Annotated in this window: 12 protein-coding genes; 5 read left to right on the forward strand and 7 right to left on the reverse strand. The window is 68.4% G+C overall.

Annotated features, from left to right (window positions below; all coding sequences use genetic code 11):
* Positions 1–8: 8 nt before the first annotated feature.
* From ACFQ2S_RS03080 to ACFQ2S_RS03090, 3 genes are read right to left on the reverse strand one after another with little or no spacing between them, the layout of a single operon-like run.
* Positions 9–1,616 (reverse strand): hypothetical protein, encoded by a 1,608-nt coding sequence (locus ACFQ2S_RS03080; RefSeq protein WP_386072617.1) that lies wholly within the window; start codon positions 1,614–1,616, stop codon positions 9–11.
* Positions 1,613–4,096, reverse strand: a complete 2,484-nt coding sequence (locus ACFQ2S_RS03085; RefSeq protein ID WP_386072618.1) for a tetratricopeptide repeat protein — start codon at positions 4,094–4,096, stop codon at positions 1,613–1,615. The genes ACFQ2S_RS03080 and ACFQ2S_RS03085 overlap by 4 nt, the downstream gene beginning before the upstream one ends.
* Before the next feature lie 43 nt (positions 4,097–4,139).
* Positions 4,140–4,829, reverse strand: a complete 690-nt coding sequence (locus tag ACFQ2S_RS03090; RefSeq protein WP_386072620.1) for a sugar transferase — start codon at positions 4,827–4,829, stop codon at positions 4,140–4,142.
* A 314-nt stretch (positions 4,830–5,143) separates the two neighbouring features.
* On the opposite strand from ACFQ2S_RS03090, the gene ACFQ2S_RS03095 reads away from it, so the two are divergent.
* The 4 genes from ACFQ2S_RS03095 to ACFQ2S_RS03110 are packed head-to-tail and all read left to right on the forward strand — an operon-like array spanning position 5,144 to position 9,596.
* On the forward strand, positions 5,144–5,992 hold the full coding sequence (locus ACFQ2S_RS03095; RefSeq protein ID WP_089232902.1) for an ExeA family protein: 849 nt from the start codon (positions 5,144–5,146) through the stop codon (positions 5,990–5,992).
* 1 nt (position 5,993) lies between these two features.
* Complete coding sequence (locus ACFQ2S_RS03100) at positions 5,994–7,595, forward strand: GumC family protein (RefSeq protein ID WP_386072622.1); 1,602 nt, start codon at positions 5,994–5,996, stop codon at positions 7,593–7,595.
* Between the two features lie 32 nt (positions 7,596–7,627).
* Positions 7,628–8,548: a CpsD/CapB family tyrosine-protein kinase gene (locus tag ACFQ2S_RS03105; RefSeq protein WP_386072624.1), complete on the forward strand. Its 921-nt coding sequence runs from the start codon at positions 7,628–7,630 to the stop codon at positions 8,546–8,548.
* A gap of 31 nt (positions 8,549–8,579) precedes the next feature.
* Complete coding sequence (locus ACFQ2S_RS03110) at positions 8,580–9,596, forward strand: hypothetical protein (RefSeq protein WP_386072626.1); 1,017 nt, start codon at positions 8,580–8,582, stop codon at positions 9,594–9,596.
* Between the two features lie 4 nt (positions 9,597–9,600).
* Here the strand turns inward: ACFQ2S_RS03110 and ACFQ2S_RS03115 are convergent, their stop codons facing one another.
* Together ACFQ2S_RS03115 and ACFQ2S_RS03120 are read right to left on the reverse strand one after the other, a co-directional pair.
* Positions 9,601–11,484 (reverse strand): PKD domain-containing protein, encoded by a 1,884-nt coding sequence (locus ACFQ2S_RS03115; protein ID WP_386072627.1) that lies wholly within the window; start codon positions 11,482–11,484, stop codon positions 9,601–9,603.
* A 164-nt stretch (positions 11,485–11,648) separates the two neighbouring features.
* The gene (locus ACFQ2S_RS03120) at positions 11,649–14,618 is read right to left on the reverse strand and encodes a sialate O-acetylesterase (protein ID WP_386072628.1); all 2,970 of its coding nucleotides are present in this window, start codon (positions 14,616–14,618) and stop codon (positions 11,649–11,651) included.
* Positions 14,619–14,785: 167 nt separating this feature from the next.
* Between ACFQ2S_RS03120 and ACFQ2S_RS03125 the strand changes: the two genes are divergently transcribed.
* Positions 14,786–15,736, forward strand: a complete 951-nt coding sequence (locus ACFQ2S_RS03125) for a glycosyltransferase (RefSeq protein WP_386072629.1) — start codon at positions 14,786–14,788, stop codon at positions 15,734–15,736.
* On the opposite strand, the gene ACFQ2S_RS03130 is transcribed toward ACFQ2S_RS03125, so the two are convergent.
* A complete protein-coding gene (locus tag ACFQ2S_RS03130; protein ID WP_386072630.1) occupies positions 15,733–16,230 on the reverse strand; it encodes a glycosyltransferase in 498 nt (165 codons plus the stop codon). The two genes, ACFQ2S_RS03125 and ACFQ2S_RS03130, sit on opposite strands and share 4 nt — an antisense overlap.
* A complete protein-coding gene (locus ACFQ2S_RS03135) occupies positions 16,227–16,742 on the reverse strand; it encodes a UDP-N-acetylglucosamine--LPS N-acetylglucosamine transferase (RefSeq protein WP_386072631.1) in 516 nt (171 codons plus the stop codon). The genes ACFQ2S_RS03130 and ACFQ2S_RS03135 overlap by 4 nt, the downstream gene beginning before the upstream one ends.
* Position 16,743: the final 1 nt, after the last annotated feature.

The following is a 16,743-nucleotide window of genomic DNA, read 5'->3' on the forward strand; positions in this document are numbered from 1 at the left end:
TCGGCCTGTTACGGCAGGCGCGGCTCCCTGCGGCGCATCACCGAGAGGTTCGCCTCCCGGTCCCGCAGCACCAGCTCGAAGGCCTCGGCAAAGCCGCCCGCGGCTTCAGGCCGGTCCACCCAGCCGCCGACGCCCTGCCAGTCGACGATAAAGTCGATCTCGCTCTCCACGACGTAGTTCAGCACATGGCCCTCGCGCTTGCGGGCCTCCAGCGCGGCGGGGTTCACCTTGCCGTCGAGGTTGATCGTGCGGTCGTGCCAATAGCCCAGCGTGCCGGTCTGCACCGCGCCGACCCAGGCCTGCTCCGGCACGTTCTCCGCGACCCAGTCAACCACCTGCTGGTGCCCCTCGCCGGGCGGGCGCGGCAAGAACGCGAGCCCCAGAAGCATGACGCAGAGCCCCAGCCCGCCCCCGGCGAGCAGCTGTCCCGGACGCGCCGGGCGGCGCAGAACGCGGCCAAGCTCGAGAGCGGCGGCCAGCGATGCGGCGATGAGCAGCGGGGCAAGCGGCGCGAGGTAGCGGCTCAGGAAATGCGGCGCACCGAACCAGAGCCCGTAATAGACGCAGAGCGCCGCGCCATAGGCGAGGCAGACCAGCGCGGCGATACGGGCGGGCGGGGTCATGTGGCGCAACATCCGCCAGAGGAAGGCAGCCAGAACCGCGGCCATCGCGATTGCGAAGAGCGGCAGGGTCAGCGCGGTGGCTTCCAACGACAAGGGCACCGGGAGCATCGGGAAGGCGTGCTCGAAAAGCTTTGCGGGCAGCAGACCGGCGTTCTGGCCGAACTCGGCAGAGAGACGCTGCGCGGTGCCGCTGATCGGCACCAGCGCCCCGAAGCGGACAAGGTTGTTGAGGAGCCAGGGCGCGGCGACGGCCAGCGTCATCAGGCCGGCGGGCAGGATGCGGCGCGCGGTGACCTTCAGGCCGGTGGGCTGGCGGAACAGGCCGTCGGCAGCCCATGCGAGGTAGAGCGGGACGATCAGGAAGGCCGTGTCGTTCCGGGCTAGGAAGGTGAGGCCGCAGAGCGCCCCGAGCCCCAGCCGCGCCGCCGCGCCAGCCGAGGCGCCGCGCTCCAGCACCCGGAGGAACAGGAGCAGAGTGAGCAGCACCATCAGGGTGACGAGCCCGGTCTCCAGCCCGTTCATCGAATGCCGCACCAGCAGCGGACCGAGGAACCACAGCAGCGCCACGGCCCAGGGCCAGACCGGCGCCGCATCGCGCGGGGCCAGAAGGCGGGCGGCGAACGCGCGGCTGGCGAAGGCCCCTGCGAAAGCGATTGCAGCATGCAGCAGGTGGATGCCTGTCAGCGCGGCGACCTTGTCGCCCCCTGTCAGCCGGAACGGGATCGCCGACAGGAAGGTCTGAAGCGGCTGCACCCCGTTGGTCGGGATCGTGCCCTCGGCCACGCTCATCCCCAGCCCGAGCGCGATGTTCCGCGCCACGGTCAGCATCAGGTAGCCGTCCTCGGTCATGAAGAACGCGGTGAGCGCCGGGGGGCCGGCGAGCACGGGGCAGAGCCGATAGAGCGTGCCGAGCGCCAGCAAAAGCCCGACCGCAAGGATCAGGCCGTCGCCCGGCCGGGTCGCGGCGGTGCCTCCCGCCCCGGGCTGGCTCATTGCGGGCTGGGCGCGAGCGGCTCCCCGGCCTCGATCCGCGCGATCTCGGAGGCGAGCGTCTCGCGGTCGGCCTCGGACAGCATGCTAATGTCCAGCGCCTCGACGGCCCGGAAGCGCTCCAGCGCCTCGGAATCGCGGCCGATCCGGGCCAGCACGTAGGCGTAATGGAACTGGACCACCGGGTGCCGGGGCATTCCCTCGGCGGCATAGGCAAGGTGGCGTTCGGCCTCCTCGTAGCGGCCGAGTCGGGCCGCGATCCACCCGTAGGTGTCGCGCAGCGGCGGCGCCTCGGCGTCCTGAAGGCGGCGGCTGATGCGATAGGCGCGTTCCAAAGTCGCCTGGTCGTCGCGATAGATCGACAGCAGGCTGGCAAGGTTGTTGGCGACGAAGGCGGCGTTGCTGTTGCGGGCATAGAGCGTCTCGTAGATCGCGATTGCGCCGTCGATATCGCCCTCGGCCTCGAGCCGTCCGGCCTTGGTGAACAGCAGGTTCGCCCCCTCCGGCACCGCTTCGAGCCCGCGGTCGAGCACCTCGGCAGCGGCTTCCCGGTCGCCCTGCAGCAGTTCCAGCCGCATCCGGGCGAGCCAGAGCGTCTCCGATTGCGGGGCCTCGGCGAGCATCGCGTCGAGCGCCGCGGCGGCGGCGGCGTGATCGCCCTCGGCGGAGGTAACGGCCACGTCGAGCAGCCGCAGAATGGGAAGATCCGGGGCCTTCTCTTGCGCTTCCGTCAACCGCGCCCGCGCGCCTTCGAGGTCGCCCTGATCGACCAGCCCGCGGATGATCGCGATGTCGGCTGCGATGCCGGCATCCTCGGCGCGGGACAGACCGTCGAGGAAGGCAAAGAGATCCTCCTCGCGATCCTGCGCCGAGAGGATCTGCGCGCGGAGCGTGTTCATCGCCGGTGCGGCGGTCGGGTCCTGCCCAACGGCGGCGAGTTCCTCCAGCTTGGTCGCGACCTGCTCGGCCCGGCCCCAATCGTCGCGCAGCACCATCAGCCGGCCCAGCTCGGAATAGAGCGCCACGTTCTCCCGGTGCAGCCGCAGCGCATCCATCAGCACTTCCTCGGCCGGGTTGTAGCGCCCGTCGGCGATCAGCATCCCGGCATAGCGCAGGGTCTCGGCCGGGGCGCTGCCGGAGAGCTCCACCGCCTTGGCAAGCATCTCGCGCTTGAGGTCGGTCTCGCCGGCCCGTTCGTGGGCGGCGGCCATCAGGGTCATGATCGCCGGGTCCTGCGGGCTTTCGCGCAGCGCGGTCCGCAGGTCGACGATCGCGTCCTCGACGCGGTCCTCGTCGATGAACCAGGTCGCCCGCATCTTGAGCGCCTCGGTCCGGGTGGGGTCGTCGCGCAGCGCCGCCTCGACGAGCTCCCGGGCGGCATCCGACTCGCCCTGCTCCAGCAGCATCCGCGCCAGATCCACCCGGATGCTGGCGACTTCCTGCGGCTTCTGCTCTTCCTTCGGCAGGGCGGCGGCCTCGTCGAGCAGCGCCCGCATGTCGGCAATCGCGTCGGCCTGACGCTCGGTCTGGTACTTCAGCGTGGCCAGCATCGCCCGGTAAGACAGGTTGTTCGCGTCCCCCTGCCCGGCCAGCCGCTCCAGCTCCGCCTCGGCGGCGGCGGCGCCCTGGTGTTCGCGCAGGAACGCCACGAGGGTTCGCTGGGTTTCCAGGTCCTCGGGCGCCTCCGCGGCCTCGACACGCAGCAGCGCCTCGGCCGAGGCGATATCGCCCTCCAGAACGTACCATTGTGCCAGCATCTGGGGCAGCGCCTCCTCCTCGGGGAAGCGCGCAACCATGTCCTCCAGAAGCGCCGTGACCTCCGGGTTGCGTCCGACCTGTTCGAGCGCGCGCAGGCGGATGTCGTAGAACTCGTACTTCTCGGGCGCATTGGCGATGCCGGCATCGGCAAGCGCGATCACCTCGTTCCAGGCCTCGCGCTGCACGGCGTCGAACACCGCGATGCGGCGGGCATGGACCAGCCCGGGGTTCTCCTCCACCAGCCGGCGCGCCTTGCCAGCGGCGGCGTCGCGACCGACCCGGTCGGAGGATTGGAGGGCATCCCGATAGGCCAGCGAGGCCGAAACGGCCTCGGTCCTGGGCGAGGCGGCTCCCAGTTCGATCGCCTTGTCCACGCTGCGCCGCGCGGTCGCGATGTCGCCCGAGTCGAGCGCCAGTTCCGCCAGCCGGATCCGCCCCTCGGCGAAGTCGGGATCGTATTCCACCATGCGCAGGTAATAGCTCGCCGCGCGGTCGAACCGGTCCTGGTCGGCCAGCAATTCGGCAAAGGCGATTCCGGCGCCGCGGTGATCGGGCACGAGTTGCAGCGCATTGCGGAATTCCAGCGAGGCACGCTGGTCGTCCCCCTCTTCGAGAAAGGCAATCCCGGCCTCGTAATGCGCCTCTGCCCGTTCCTCGGCGCTGTCACAGGCGGATAGAAGCAGGGTGGCCGCGAGAATGGCTGCGGTCGTCAAGCGATGTTTCACGAAATCCCCCGGTGTTTTCGAGCCCTGCGCATCGCGCGGCAGGTTATACACCCGTGCCGCGCAACACCACACCAACGGTCCGCATCAGCAACCGCAGATCGTTCTTCAGGCCGAGCGAAAGTTCGTAGCTGGCGTCGTAGCCGGCACGGTCGGCAAAGGTGCTGCCGTGGCGGTCGGCGACCTGCCAAGGCCCGGTGATGCCGGGCCGCATGCGGAAATAGGCGGTGCCGGGATAGATCGGCGCCTGCTCCACCATCATCGGGCGCGGGCCGACCAGCGCCATGTCCCCGCGCAGCACGTTCCAGAGCTGCGGCAGCTCGTCGAGCGAGCAGCGGCGCAGGATACGGCCGATACGGGTCACCCGAGGGTCGTCGATCAGCTTCTGGGACCGGTCCCACTGCAGCCGGGCCGCAGGGTTGGCCGCGAGATGGGCCTCGAGAATCGCATCGGCATCCACGACCATCGTGCGCAGCTTGAGCATGCGGAAGGCCGAACCGTCGCGCGCCACCCGCTCCTGCCAGTAGAAAGCAGGTCCGTGGGAGAATACGCGGACGAGGATTGCCAGAAGCCCGACAAGGGACAGGACAAGGGGGGCGCTCAGAAGGACCAGAGCCAGATCGACAGACCGCTTTCCGTAGCGCCTGTAGAATCTGTGGTGCCACCGCGATGAGGTCAGAACGGACAGGCTGTCTGCGGGAACCTGATCGATAAACCTGCGCGAAACAAATGACATCACAAAATACCTGCTCTCATGGAGAGTATCCCTCTTCTTGTTGGGACCATAGACAGTTGAAACGCGATGAACCAGTCAATTTCGCAAGAGTATTAAGCTTCTGCCGGGCAGGGTACCGCCACGATACCGAGATAGGCGTTAACACTGGTGCCAGCGCAGGGATTGTGCGAGGTTCCGGCGCCGGGACCATGGATCATCCGTTTTGTGTCGGCGGTCGAATCGAAGTACGCAGATATTACCGCCCTGTGTGATCTCAGCGCCGGGCAGCACCAGGTCGCGCAAGCAAGACGCGACGCGATGGAGGCACGTCGACAATGTCGCAGGACATGTATGCAGGCTTCTTCGGGCTCGCGCGGCGCCCCTTCACGCTGGTGCCCGATCCGGAGTTCCTGTTCTGGTCAGCGCAACATCGCCGCGCCTTTGCCGTGCTGGAATTCGGCGTCCTCTCGCGAGCCCCCATCACACTGATCACGGGCGACGTGGGCGCCGGCAAGACAACGCTCCTGCATGCGCTGATGGGACGGCTGACCGGCGAGCTGCGGGTCGGCATGGTCTCGAACGCCCAGGGCGACCGGGGCGAGCTGCTGCAATGGTCGATGAATGCCCTCGGCATGGAGATCGACCGGAACGAGACCTATGTGCAGATGTTCCGCCGCCTGCAGGACATGCTGGTGGCCGATTACGCCGCCGGCCGGCGCGTGGTGCTGATCTTCGACGAGGCGCAGAACCTCAGCAAGAAGGGGCTCGAGGAACTCCGGATGCTGACCAACATCAATTCCAACAAGGACGAGCTGCTCCAGCTCATCCTGGTCGGCCAGCCGGAACTGCGCGAGGTCGTGCTATCGCCCGACATGCAGCAGATGGCGCAGCGCGTCGCGGCGAGCTTCCACCTGGAGAGGCTGGACGCCGAGGCCACCACCCAGTTCATCGGCCACCGCCTGCGCACCGCGGGCGGCACCGGCGCGGAGATTTCCGAGGCCGCGACCGGCCTTGTCCACGAGGCGACGGACGGCATTCCGCGGCTGATCAACCAGCTTTGCGACCTCTGCATGCTTTATGCCTGGAGCGACGGGTTGAAGGTGGTGGACGAAGACGTCGTGTTGCGGGTGATCGAGGACGGCGTCTTCTTTGGCGGCGGCACCCTGGAGCGCAAGAGGGCCTGAGATGTCGGACGTCCGGTTCTATTTTTCCCGTTTCATCCGACGCTTGCACTGGTTTCTTCTGGTCGCTGTCACGATCTCTGCAGCCTCGGTCATTGTCGCGCTGACCCTGCCACCCTCTTACGAAAGCGACCTGCGGCTGATCGTCGAGTCGAAACAGATCCCTGACAACCTCGCCGAATCGACTGTCTCCACGCCGGCGCTGGAGCAGCTCCAGATCGTGCAGCAGCGGCTGCTGACCCGCGAGAACCTGCTCGACATCGCCAACGACATCACCGCCGTCCACAACCAGTCCCTGCTCAATCCCGACGAGATCGTGCGCGCCATGAGGGCGCAGACCCGGGTGCGCAGCACCTCGGGCCGGGATGCGGCAACGCTGATGGACATCTCCTTCGAGGCCCCCTCGCCCCAGGCCGCCGCCGGGGTGCTCAACGCCTACCTGACGCTGATTCTCGAGGAAGACGCCGAGTTCCGCACCGCGCGGGCCGTCACCACGATGGAGTTCTTCGAACAGCAGGTGGAGCGCCTTGGGGAGGATCTCGATGCCAAGAGCCGCGAGATCCTGGAGTTCAAGAACGGCAATGCCGATGCCTTGCCGGAGACGCTGAACTACCGGATGGCCGAGCTGTCGCGACTTGAGGAACGGCTCACAACCATCGATGCCGACATCGAGAACTTCCAGGGACAGGCGGAGCAGCTGCTGCGCCTCGCGGAAACCCAGAACCAGCTTTCCGGGCTCAACGCCACCGCCGCCGGCGGCACGCTCACCCCGCGCCAGCAGCGGCTTCTGCAACTGGAGCGCGAGTTGGAGGAGATGCGCGGCGTCTATTCCGAGACCAACCCCCGGGTCGTCCAGCAACTCGCCCGGATCGAGCAGCTCCGCGAGGCGATCGCGGCGGAACTCGGCATCGGCACCGCGCCCGAGGGGGAGGCCACCGCCGACGACGGCACTGCCGAGAACGGAATTGCGAACCTCGCCCAGACCGACAATCCCATGCTGAACCTGCAGCTCGAAGGGATCGGGATGCGCGTCGCCACGCTTGCCAGCCAGCGCGACGAGACGCTGCGGCGGGTCGAGGAACTGCGCGGCTCCATCGCGCGCACGCCGGCCAACGCTCTGCAGCTCGAGGCGCTGGAACGCGACTACATGAACACCCAGAAACAATACAACGCCGCCTCGGACCGGCTGAGCAGCGCCTCTACCGGGGAGCGGATCGAGCTGCTGTCTCGCGGCCAGCGGATCACCGTGATCGAGCCGCCCGCCGTGCCGAGCGCACCGACCCGCCCGAACCGCATCAAGCTCGCAGGGGCCGGCATCGCGACCGGCATCCTCGCGGGGCTCGGCCTCGTCTTCCTGCTGGAATTCCTGAACCGCTCGGTGCGGCGCGCCGACGACATAGTGGCCCATTTCGAGGTCATGCCGATCGCTACCATCCCCTACGTGCGCTCCAGCCGGCAGCAGATGATCGACCGGGGCTTGAAGCTGGCGCTGATCCTCGCGATTCTGGTCGGGGGACCGGCGTTGATCTATGCCGTGCATGAATTCTACATGCCGCTGGATCTGGTCGCCGAAGACACGATGAACCGCCTGGGCGTACGCTGGTAGGCCCGGACGGCGACGGAGAGAAGAGGCGACCCATGGACAGATTGCACGCTGCCATCGAGAAGGCCCGCGCCGAACGCGAGAAGGCGCTGGCGGGCCAGCCCTCCCGCCCGCTGTCGCCGCCGCCCCTGCCCGCAGGCGCGGCCCAGGACCCGCTTCTGGGCCCGGCAGCCGCACCGCAGGTGCCGTTCCCTGTCTCGCCGCCGACCGATCCCGCCCCGACCGTCGGGCGGGGCCGTCCGCAGGTCTGGCAGTCGCTGCGCCCGTTCGACCGAGAGGCCAAGGAACTCAAGCGCAACCGCCTGCTGGCGTTGCGTGGTGGCAAGGAAGCGGTGCCCTTCGACCTGCTCCGCACCCGGATGCTGCATCAGCTCAAGCAGAACGGCTGGCGCCGGGTCGGGATCGTCTCGCCCACTCCCGAATGCGGCAAGACCACGGTCGCGGCCAACCTCGCCTTCGCCTTCAGCCGCCAGCCGGATGTGACCGCGCTGCTGCTCGATTTCGACCTGCGCCGGCCGCGGCTTGCCAAGATGCTCGGGCAAAACGTCGAACACGGTATGGCCGACGTGCTGCGCGGCTCCGTCAGCTTCGCCGAGCACGCGCTGAAGTTGAGCGAAAACGTCGCCATCGGGATGAATGTGGAACCCGCCACAGCCCCGTCGGAACTGCTCCAGAGCGAGCGCACGGTGTCCGCGCTGGCCCGGATCGAGGCGGAATTCGCCCCCGATGTCGTGCTTTTCGACCTGCCGCCGATGCTCTCGACCGACGACAATTATGGCTTCCTGCAACGGGTCGATTGCGTGCTGCTTCTGGCCGCCGCCGAGCAAACCACGATCGACCAGATCGACGTCAGCCTGCGCCAGTTGAACGACCTGACGACGGTGCTCGGCGTGGTGCTGAACAAAAACCGTTTCTCTTCGTCCACTTACGGGTACAATTCAGACTACTACTACTGAACGCCCCTCTGCGGACAAGGAAGCGGACGCGATGGCCATCCAGCTGATCGCCAACATGACGCCGGTCGTCGGCTGGTCTCCGGTGCTGCACATGATCGGGCTGATGGCGCGATGCATGGGCGCGCGGCTTCACCAGCCGAGTGTGGCCCGGTATTCCGTGGCCGGCCGCAACCTGTTGCCGTTGTTGATGCCGCCCCGGCACGGTGACGGCGACATCGCGATCTTCATCGCGCGAACCCCGGCCGAGACCCTCTCGCTGCTGACCCCGCGCCACCGGCTCGCCTCCTATCGCCTGCGCGTGCTCTGGCTGATCGACAGTTTCTGGGTCGACCGCCTGCCCCCCACCGACAAGCTCGACGCATATGACGTGATCTGCTTCACCCGCGGAGGCGACCGGGACTTCTACGAAAGGGAGTTCGGCAAACGGGCGCTCTGGCTCGGCTGGGGCAGCGACGTGCTGGACCTGGGCTCCGCCAATGCCGAGCGCCCGGTCGATGTGCTACGGGTCGGACGCCAGCCACCCGACTGGGACAACGACGTCGCGAGCGCCGCGGCCTGCGCCGCCGCCGGGTTGCGCTTTGCCGGCCGGCCGCCCTTCGGCGAAACGCCGGAGGCTCAGCAGGCGCAGATCATGTCCGCCTATTCCGACGCGAAGTTCGTGATCGCGCATTCCAATCTCGCCGCGCCCGCGCCCTACGTGCACCCGAGCGTCGAATACATCACCGCGCGCTGGACCGATGCGCTGGCCTGCGGCGCGGTGGTGGCGGGAAGCCAGCCGCAGGGCGACCTCGAGCTGGTCGACTGGCCCGGCGCCTTGCTGGACTTCCCGCGGATCGACCGGGCTGAGAACGTGGCGCGGCTTGCCGAGGCAGCGGCGGCATGGACCCCGGAGACCGCCCGCCGCAATCACCTCGAGGCGCTGAAGCGGCTGGACTGGCGTTGGCGCTTCGAGACACTTGCCCAACGGATGGGGATGTATCCGCCGGCGCTCGCCTCCGAGATGACCCGACTGCACGCCGCCATCGCCGCCGCCGAGTCTGGCTGCTAGCGCCCTATTCCGGCTCCAGCGCGCCCCGGCTCGGGGATTGCCCCCGGAGCGCACCGGTCAGATCGTCGAGCGCCACCGGCCCCTGCCCCGCATCCCCGATCGCCGCGCTGCCGGACTGCGGCCTGTAGAGTGCGATGAAACCCTCCGGACTCGCGAAGGCGGGGTCGAGCGGCCAGGTCTGCGTATCGACCAGCCCGGGATAATAAGCTTCAAACAGCGGCGTGGCGTCGAGCGGCGCATCGGCCGTCGTCCCGCCGCCGACATTGGGGGTCAGAACGACGTTGTTGGCGACCACGACATCGGTGAAGTCGCGCCGGCTCGCCTCCTCCATCCGGCTCGGGCTGTCGCTGTTGGCGTCGCTGCGCAAATCGACCACGGTGTTGTTGTAAACCCGGATCGGCCCGGCGTTGTTCTCGGCATCGGTGAATCGCGTATCGACCGCCCACCGAACCACCGCCGACGGGCCCCGGTTGGTCTCCTTCGGAACATCCGGAAAGACGAACACTGAATTGCGCAGGCTCACCCCGGAATGACCGACAAAAACGCCGCCCTGGGTATTTGCGGTGCCGATGAAGAGCGATTTCTCCAGGATCACCTCGCCTAACCGGTCCTTGGCCGTCGAGGTGTTGCCGTGCAGGTCGACAAAGGACCAGCCGCCCTCGCCCACGATCCGCTGGGCGTTGAGGCGCGGGCCGCGGGTGCCGGTGACGTTCCACCGGATCAGCGCCTGGTGCGCCTGCCGGCCGCCCGCGGTGGACCAGCCGTTGCGCGAAAAGAGCTGCACCTTGTCCAGCACGTGATAGCCCGACAGCAGCGGCGCGCTGAAGCGGACCGGCCCATGATCGTTGTGCCTGCCCCCCTTCGGACCGCCGCCGAGCGCCATCGGATCCTGCTCGATCCGGCAGCCGGTGATACCGACGAAGGTCGATTGCTTGGCCAGCAGGCCGTATCCCTGCCAGCGCTCGATCACGCAATCGGAGAGCGCCATCGACCCCGGTTCCTTGCTCGACATGTGTACAGCGATCGAGAGGCCGGTGAAATGCATGTCGTACACCGTCCACTGGCCGGATTGCGTCATCAGGAGCCCCGGGCTGGGTCGGCCGGTCTCGGTCACCGGATCCCAGCCGCCGCGGATCTCCAGCCCCCAGATCTGCACGGGGAACATCGCTTTCGGCCCCCGGTGCATCGCCGGTCGCGGATTCGCGGAGGTGTCGAGCAGGGGACGCGCGCCCTGCCCCCAGGCCCCGATGTAGAAGTTCTTGCGGGCCTTGTCGTCGCGGATATCGATGGCGTCGCGCAGCGCGTAGGTCTCGCCCCGCTTGAGCAGCAACCGCCCCCGCGCCACGCCAAGCCTGGCATAGGCGTGGAGCGCGGTATCGAGGCGGGTGTGACGTGCGCCCGGCGGCGCGCCGGTGAAATCGCCGTCCTGCGCGACGACGATGGTGCCCGCGGGGCCAAAAGCGCGCTCCGGGTCCTCCACCACCACGGTCGCGGTGGCCGTGATGGTTGTCGTGCCGTCCGTCACTTCGCAGGTCACGGTGTAGCTGCCGGGCGTCGCAAAGACGTGCATGGCCGTCGGCCCGAAGGCATCGCCGAGCGACGTCCCCCAGATGGCCGCGACCCGCGGCAGCGCGACCCGCGCCGCGCGGTTCTCGCCAAACTCCCAGCGATAGCGCAGCTCGTGCGCCGGACGTTCGCCCCAGTCTTCGACGGCAGCGCGGAAGAACACACCATGCGGGGCGATCCCGTTCGGCGCTTCGGCGCGGATGGTCACCGAGGGCGCGGCCTGAACCTCGCCTGCCTGTATCAGCAGTCCGGCAAGCAGAATGAGCGGCGTCAGTGAGCGCAGCCCTCGGATCGGCATGGAGAGAAATCGGAACCTGCGCACATCGTCTCCTGTCGGTCGGGCATCGCTGCTGGCAGCGTGCGGCCATGATCGGAAGGTGACCGATGCGGCGCGGCATTTCCACCCGCAATGCGAACGGGGCGACAGGAGAAGCGCCGCCCCGCAAAGCGCCCCGGGTGAACGGTGATGGCGCGCACGCGCCCGCGTCAGAACCCCAGCCGCAGGATCGCCTGCTCCGCGGCGCGGCGGCCGGCAATCCGCTGCCCCTCGGCATCCGAATGGGTGCCGTCGACCTCCACATGGCCGGCATCGCGCGCGACGTAGATGCAGTCGGGCTGCGCCTCCGGCCCGCCGGAGTCCATGTCCATCGCCGCCTGCACCCGCAGGAACTCCGCCTGGTGCGTGTTGGTGCCGTCCGGCAGCGGGCCGAGGATGATCCACGGCGCCCCGGAGGCTCCGGTCGCCGCCCCAAAGGCCGTTCGCATCGCCGCGAAAGTGGTGGGATAAGAGGACATGTCGGCCGTCACATCGGCCTCGCCCTGCCCCCAGAGCACCGCCCGCACCGCACTGCCCGCGGGCGCCGCCGCACGGCAGGCGTTGGTCCGCGCGACGGCATAGGCGTAGGCGTAAGGATCGGTACCCGCCGGGTTCCAGGCGCCGCCTGCCCCCTCCAGCGTTGTCGCGGGCCAGGCCGCGCAGACCAGCACGACACAGCGCTCCGGCTTCCGGCCGACGATCGACTGGCCGAAAGCGAGGCCCGGAGAAAGACCGCGTGTCAGCGAGGACATCTGCAGCGGCGCATAGGCGGCATGGACGGTGTCGATGACCGTGCCATAGCTCGACTCCTGCGAAGAGCCCGGCCACTGGAGCAGCCTCGGATCGCTCCAACCGTCCTGCGCCGCATCGAGCCCGAGCGAGGTCGTAGCCCCGGCGGCCATGTTCGACTGGCCCGCGAGCACGTAAATGTCCCAGGGCAGCGCCAGGACATCGTCCATCTTCACGACGTCGAAATGCTCCAGATGCTCGCCCGACCATGCGGACCCCGCGAGGAACTGCGCCTGCATGTTGGATGCCGCCTCGAAGGGCCAGACCTGGTGCAGGCCGCGGTTGCGCGCCGAGGGCATCATCGTGGGCGACAGCAGCCGCGCCCGGTAGGAGGAGCCGGGAAGCTCTTCCCGCAGGACGGAATGGGCCCAGTAGGTTCCCTCCAGCGTGAGGCCCGCGGCCGTGACAGTCTCCAGCGAGCCGAGCGCGACCGCACCGGCCTCGGCCGTTCCTGTCACCGTGACATGGCTCTGGTCGTCGAGTGCCGCCTGCGCAGCGGTGAAAGGCGACGGGCGCGGCTGCGTGGCCCCGGTTGCCGCGCTCGCTCCACGCAGGGCGCCAAAGAAATCGTCGAGCGCCACCAGCCCGCCCGCGGCCCCGTCGGCAGCGCTGCCGAACAGCGGTTGGTAAAGCGCGATGAAGTCCGCCGGGCTGGCATAGGCGGCATCGAGCGGCGTGTTCTCGAAATCGTGGAGTCCCGGATAAAGCGCCTGGAACAGCACCGTGTCGTCAAGCGGGGCCGCGCCGGTGTCGCCGCCGGTCACATTGGGGTGGAACACCAGGTTGTTGGCCGCCTCGACCCCGGTGAAGGCCGCCGGAGGCGTCTCCACCGCGACCGTCGCGCCAAGGGTGTTGGCGTCATCGCGCAGGTCGATCACGGTGTTGCTGTAGATCCGGAAGGCACCGGCATCGTTCTCTGCGGTAGAGCTGTCCACGTCCCATTTGAACGCCGCCGATGGGCCGAAATTGGTCTCTGCCGGCACGTTCGGGAAGATCATCACGTTGTTGCGGGCTGTGAAGCCGGAATGGCCGAGCCGGAAGGCGCCGTGACTGTTTGCTGTGCCGATCAGCAGGGATTTCTCGAAGATCACCTCGCCCGGGACTTCCGGAGACGTGGAGGTGTTGCCGAAGCTGTCGATGACCGTCCAGCCACCCTCGGCCACGATGCGCTGCACGTTGATCCGCGCGCCCTCGATGCCCGAGACGTTCCAGCGGATGCAGGCCTGGTGCGCGATCCGCCCGCCGGCATAGCTCCAGCCGTTCCGCGAGAAGAACTGGCACTGGTCGACCACGTTGAACCCGTCCGCCGAAGGGCTGCCGAAGCGGAGCGGTCCGTGCACGCAATGGCCGCTGCCGTCCTTCGGACCACCGCCGAGCCCGGCCGGGTCCTGCTCGATCCGGCAGCCGGTCAGGCCGACGTATTGCGAGTTCTGGGCGAGGATGCCGTAGCCCTGCCAGCCCTGCATCGAACAGCCCAGCATGGAAAGCGCGCCGGTCGTGTGCTGGAAGTTGATCGCGATCCCGAAGTTGCGGAAATTGCAGCCCTGAAAGGTCAGGTTCCCGTCATAGGTCAGCAGGAAGATCTCCTGAGAGGTGCCGGTCTCGGTGGTCGGGTCGAAGGCGCCCAGGAAATCGATGTCGATGAACTGGATGTCCGAGCAATTGCCTCGCACGAAGGTGTCGTAGGCCGAGCCGCTGCTGTCGATCACCGGGTTGGCCCCGCTGCCCCAGGTGCCGACGGTGTAGTTGTCGCGCGCGCCCCAGGAGCGGACCTCGTACTGCGCCGTGATCGGATAGCTCTCGCCACGCTTGAGCAACAGCCGGGTCGGCGCGCTCTTTGTCCGGTAGGCCGTAAGCGCCGCGCCCAGGTCGGTGTATTGCACCGCCCCCGCCGGCGCACCGGTGAAATCGCCATCCGCCGCCACCACCCAGGTCGCGCTGCCGGTATAGATCTCGTCCGGATCGGCAATGGCGATCTCGGTCGTCCCGGTCAGCGTGCGGCTGCCGTCGGTCACTTCGCAGGTCACGGTGAAGGTGCCGGGCCGGGCGAAGACATGGCTCGCGGTCGGACCATAGGCCTCTGACAGCGTGTTGCCCCAGATCGCCGCGTTGCGCGGCAGGTCGAGCGGGTTGTCGGCCACCTCGCCGAAACACCACTTGAAGCGCAGCTCGTGGTTGGGAGCCTCGCCTCCGATGCCCGTGACCTCGGCCTCGAAAAACACCCCCGCCGGCGCGATGGATTGCGGCTGGTGGGTGATGATGGAGAGCGTGGCGCTCGGCGTGCTCGTGGGAGTGCTCCCGCTCGAGATCTTGCGCGAGAAGGGTTGGACGAGCGAGCGGACGGTCTGCATGAGGTTTGCTCCGATATGTCTGGCGGCCGGTTGCGGCAGACTATGTGAAGAGAGAGTTAACGCCGCCCGATCCCACCGTTCGCTGCCCCCCTCGGCACGCCATGGCAATGCGGGCTCCGCTGGCGTAGAAGCCACGGGCAAACCCGCCAATTCCGACGCCACGCCCGATGCCAGACACCGCCCCGCCCGCCTCCCGCCGCTACCTGCTCGTCTCGCCCTGCCGGAACGAGGCGGCCTACCTGCGCCGGACACTCGACGCCGTGGTCGCCCAGACCGAGCGGCCGGAGCTCTGGATCGTGGTCGACGACGGCTCGACAGACGAAACACCCGCGATTCTCGCGGATTACGCGGCGAGGCATGAGTGGATCCGGGTCGTTCCCAAACCCGACCGCGGCCACCGTGCCGTCGGGCCCGGGGTGATCGAGGCCTTCGAGGCCGGGCTCGCTGCCGCGCCGCCGCTCGACGGGTTCGACTACCTGTGCAAGCTCGACCTCGACCTCGATCTGCCGCCCGCCTATTTCGCCACGCTGATGGACCGGCTGGAAGCCGACCCGCGCCTCGGCACCTGCTCCGGCAAGCCCTGGTACCGCACCGCCTCCGGCGCCTGGATCAGCGAGAAATGCGGCGACGAGGCCTCGGTCGGCATGACCAAGTTTTACCGCACCTCCTGTTTCCGGGAGATCGGCGGGTTCGTCCGCGAGGTGAACTGGGACTCGATCGACTGCCACAAGGCGCGGCAGCTCGGCTGGACGGCGCGCAGTTGGGACGACCCGGAAATCCGGATCGAGCACCTTCGCCCGATGGGGTCGAGCCAGCGCGGCATCGTCAGTGGCCGGCGGCGGGCGGGATACGCCCAGTATTTCATGGGCACCGATCCGCTCTATTTCACCGCGACCGCGCTCTATCGCATGACCCGCCCGCCCTATGTGATCGGCGGCCTCGCGATGCTCTGGGGCTATGGCGAATCCTGGCTCGCGGGCAAGCCCCGCCAGAAGGACGCCGCGCTCATCGCCTTCATCCGCCGCTATCAACGCCGGGCGCTCACGGTCGGCAAGCGGCGGGCGCTGGAGGAGGTCGAAGCCCGGCAGGCCGGCCTGCAAGGCCCCGGCACGCCCTAGCGGCGGCCGCGGAAAATCTCCGCCCTGATTCGCGCGATCAGATCCGGGTCGGCTTCCGGCTTCATCTCAGGGCTCGGCGCACCCTCGGCCAGTGCTGCCTCAAGGGCGTCGGGCAGGTCTGCGGTCGTCATCGCCACGAAGATCCCCGGCCGGCCGCCCAGATGCGCCACGGTGTCGAGCTGGTGATCGTTGCGCACCTCGCCGGTTCCGGACCGGCGCGGCAGCACCACGAGCGGCACCCGATGTGTCATCGCGGCGATCATCACGCCCGTGCCGGCATGGCTGACGATGCAGCGCGCGGCAGCACAGCGGCTGGCAAATTCCGCCGGTGCAAGGCTCCGCACGGTCCGGAAGTGTTGGGGACGGAAGCCCGACTGCCCGTCGGTCAGGATCTGGCCGAAGACCTCGGTGTCGGGATGCGCCGCCACCCAGCGGTCCATCGCCCCCACCAGCCGGTCAAAGGGCAACTGCGAGCCCACCGTCACGAAGATCACAGCACGCTCCCCGAATACTCAGGCCCTTCCGAAGCACCCGTCGCCTCGCGGCCGAGATGCGGCCATTGGGTCAGCCAGAGATCGCAATGCGGACCGGCCATCCGCCCCGACATCGAAAGCGCACCCGCGTTGGCCACGCTGTCGACCCAGATCCCCCGCGCTCCGACAAGCCGCCCGAGCCTGAGCGCGACGTAGCCCGGCGCGGCCCCGGTGGAGACGATCACGTCAGGCCGCAAGCGCACCATCTGCCAGGCAAGGTGCGCCACCAGCCGCACGAGTCGCCAGCGGCTCCAGCGGCTCGCGTCGGGAATGGCCACGAAGCGCGCGGCACCGTGCCCGGCCATATCCGCCTCCAGCGCAGGGTCGGTGGTTGCATAGACCAGTTCGCAGCCCTCCCAGGCCGGCGTGAGCCGCAACAGCTCGGCCCAGTGCCCGCCGGAAGAGGCGACCGCCAGCACGCGGGGCGGCCGCTTCGCATGGGCGCTCTTGCGCCGTTTCGTGGTGTCGTCCATC

Source organism: Tropicimonas aquimaris (assembly GCF_042676185.1).
Taxonomy (GTDB): Bacteria; Pseudomonadota; Alphaproteobacteria; order Rhodobacterales; family Rhodobacteraceae; genus Tropicimonas; species Tropicimonas aquimaris.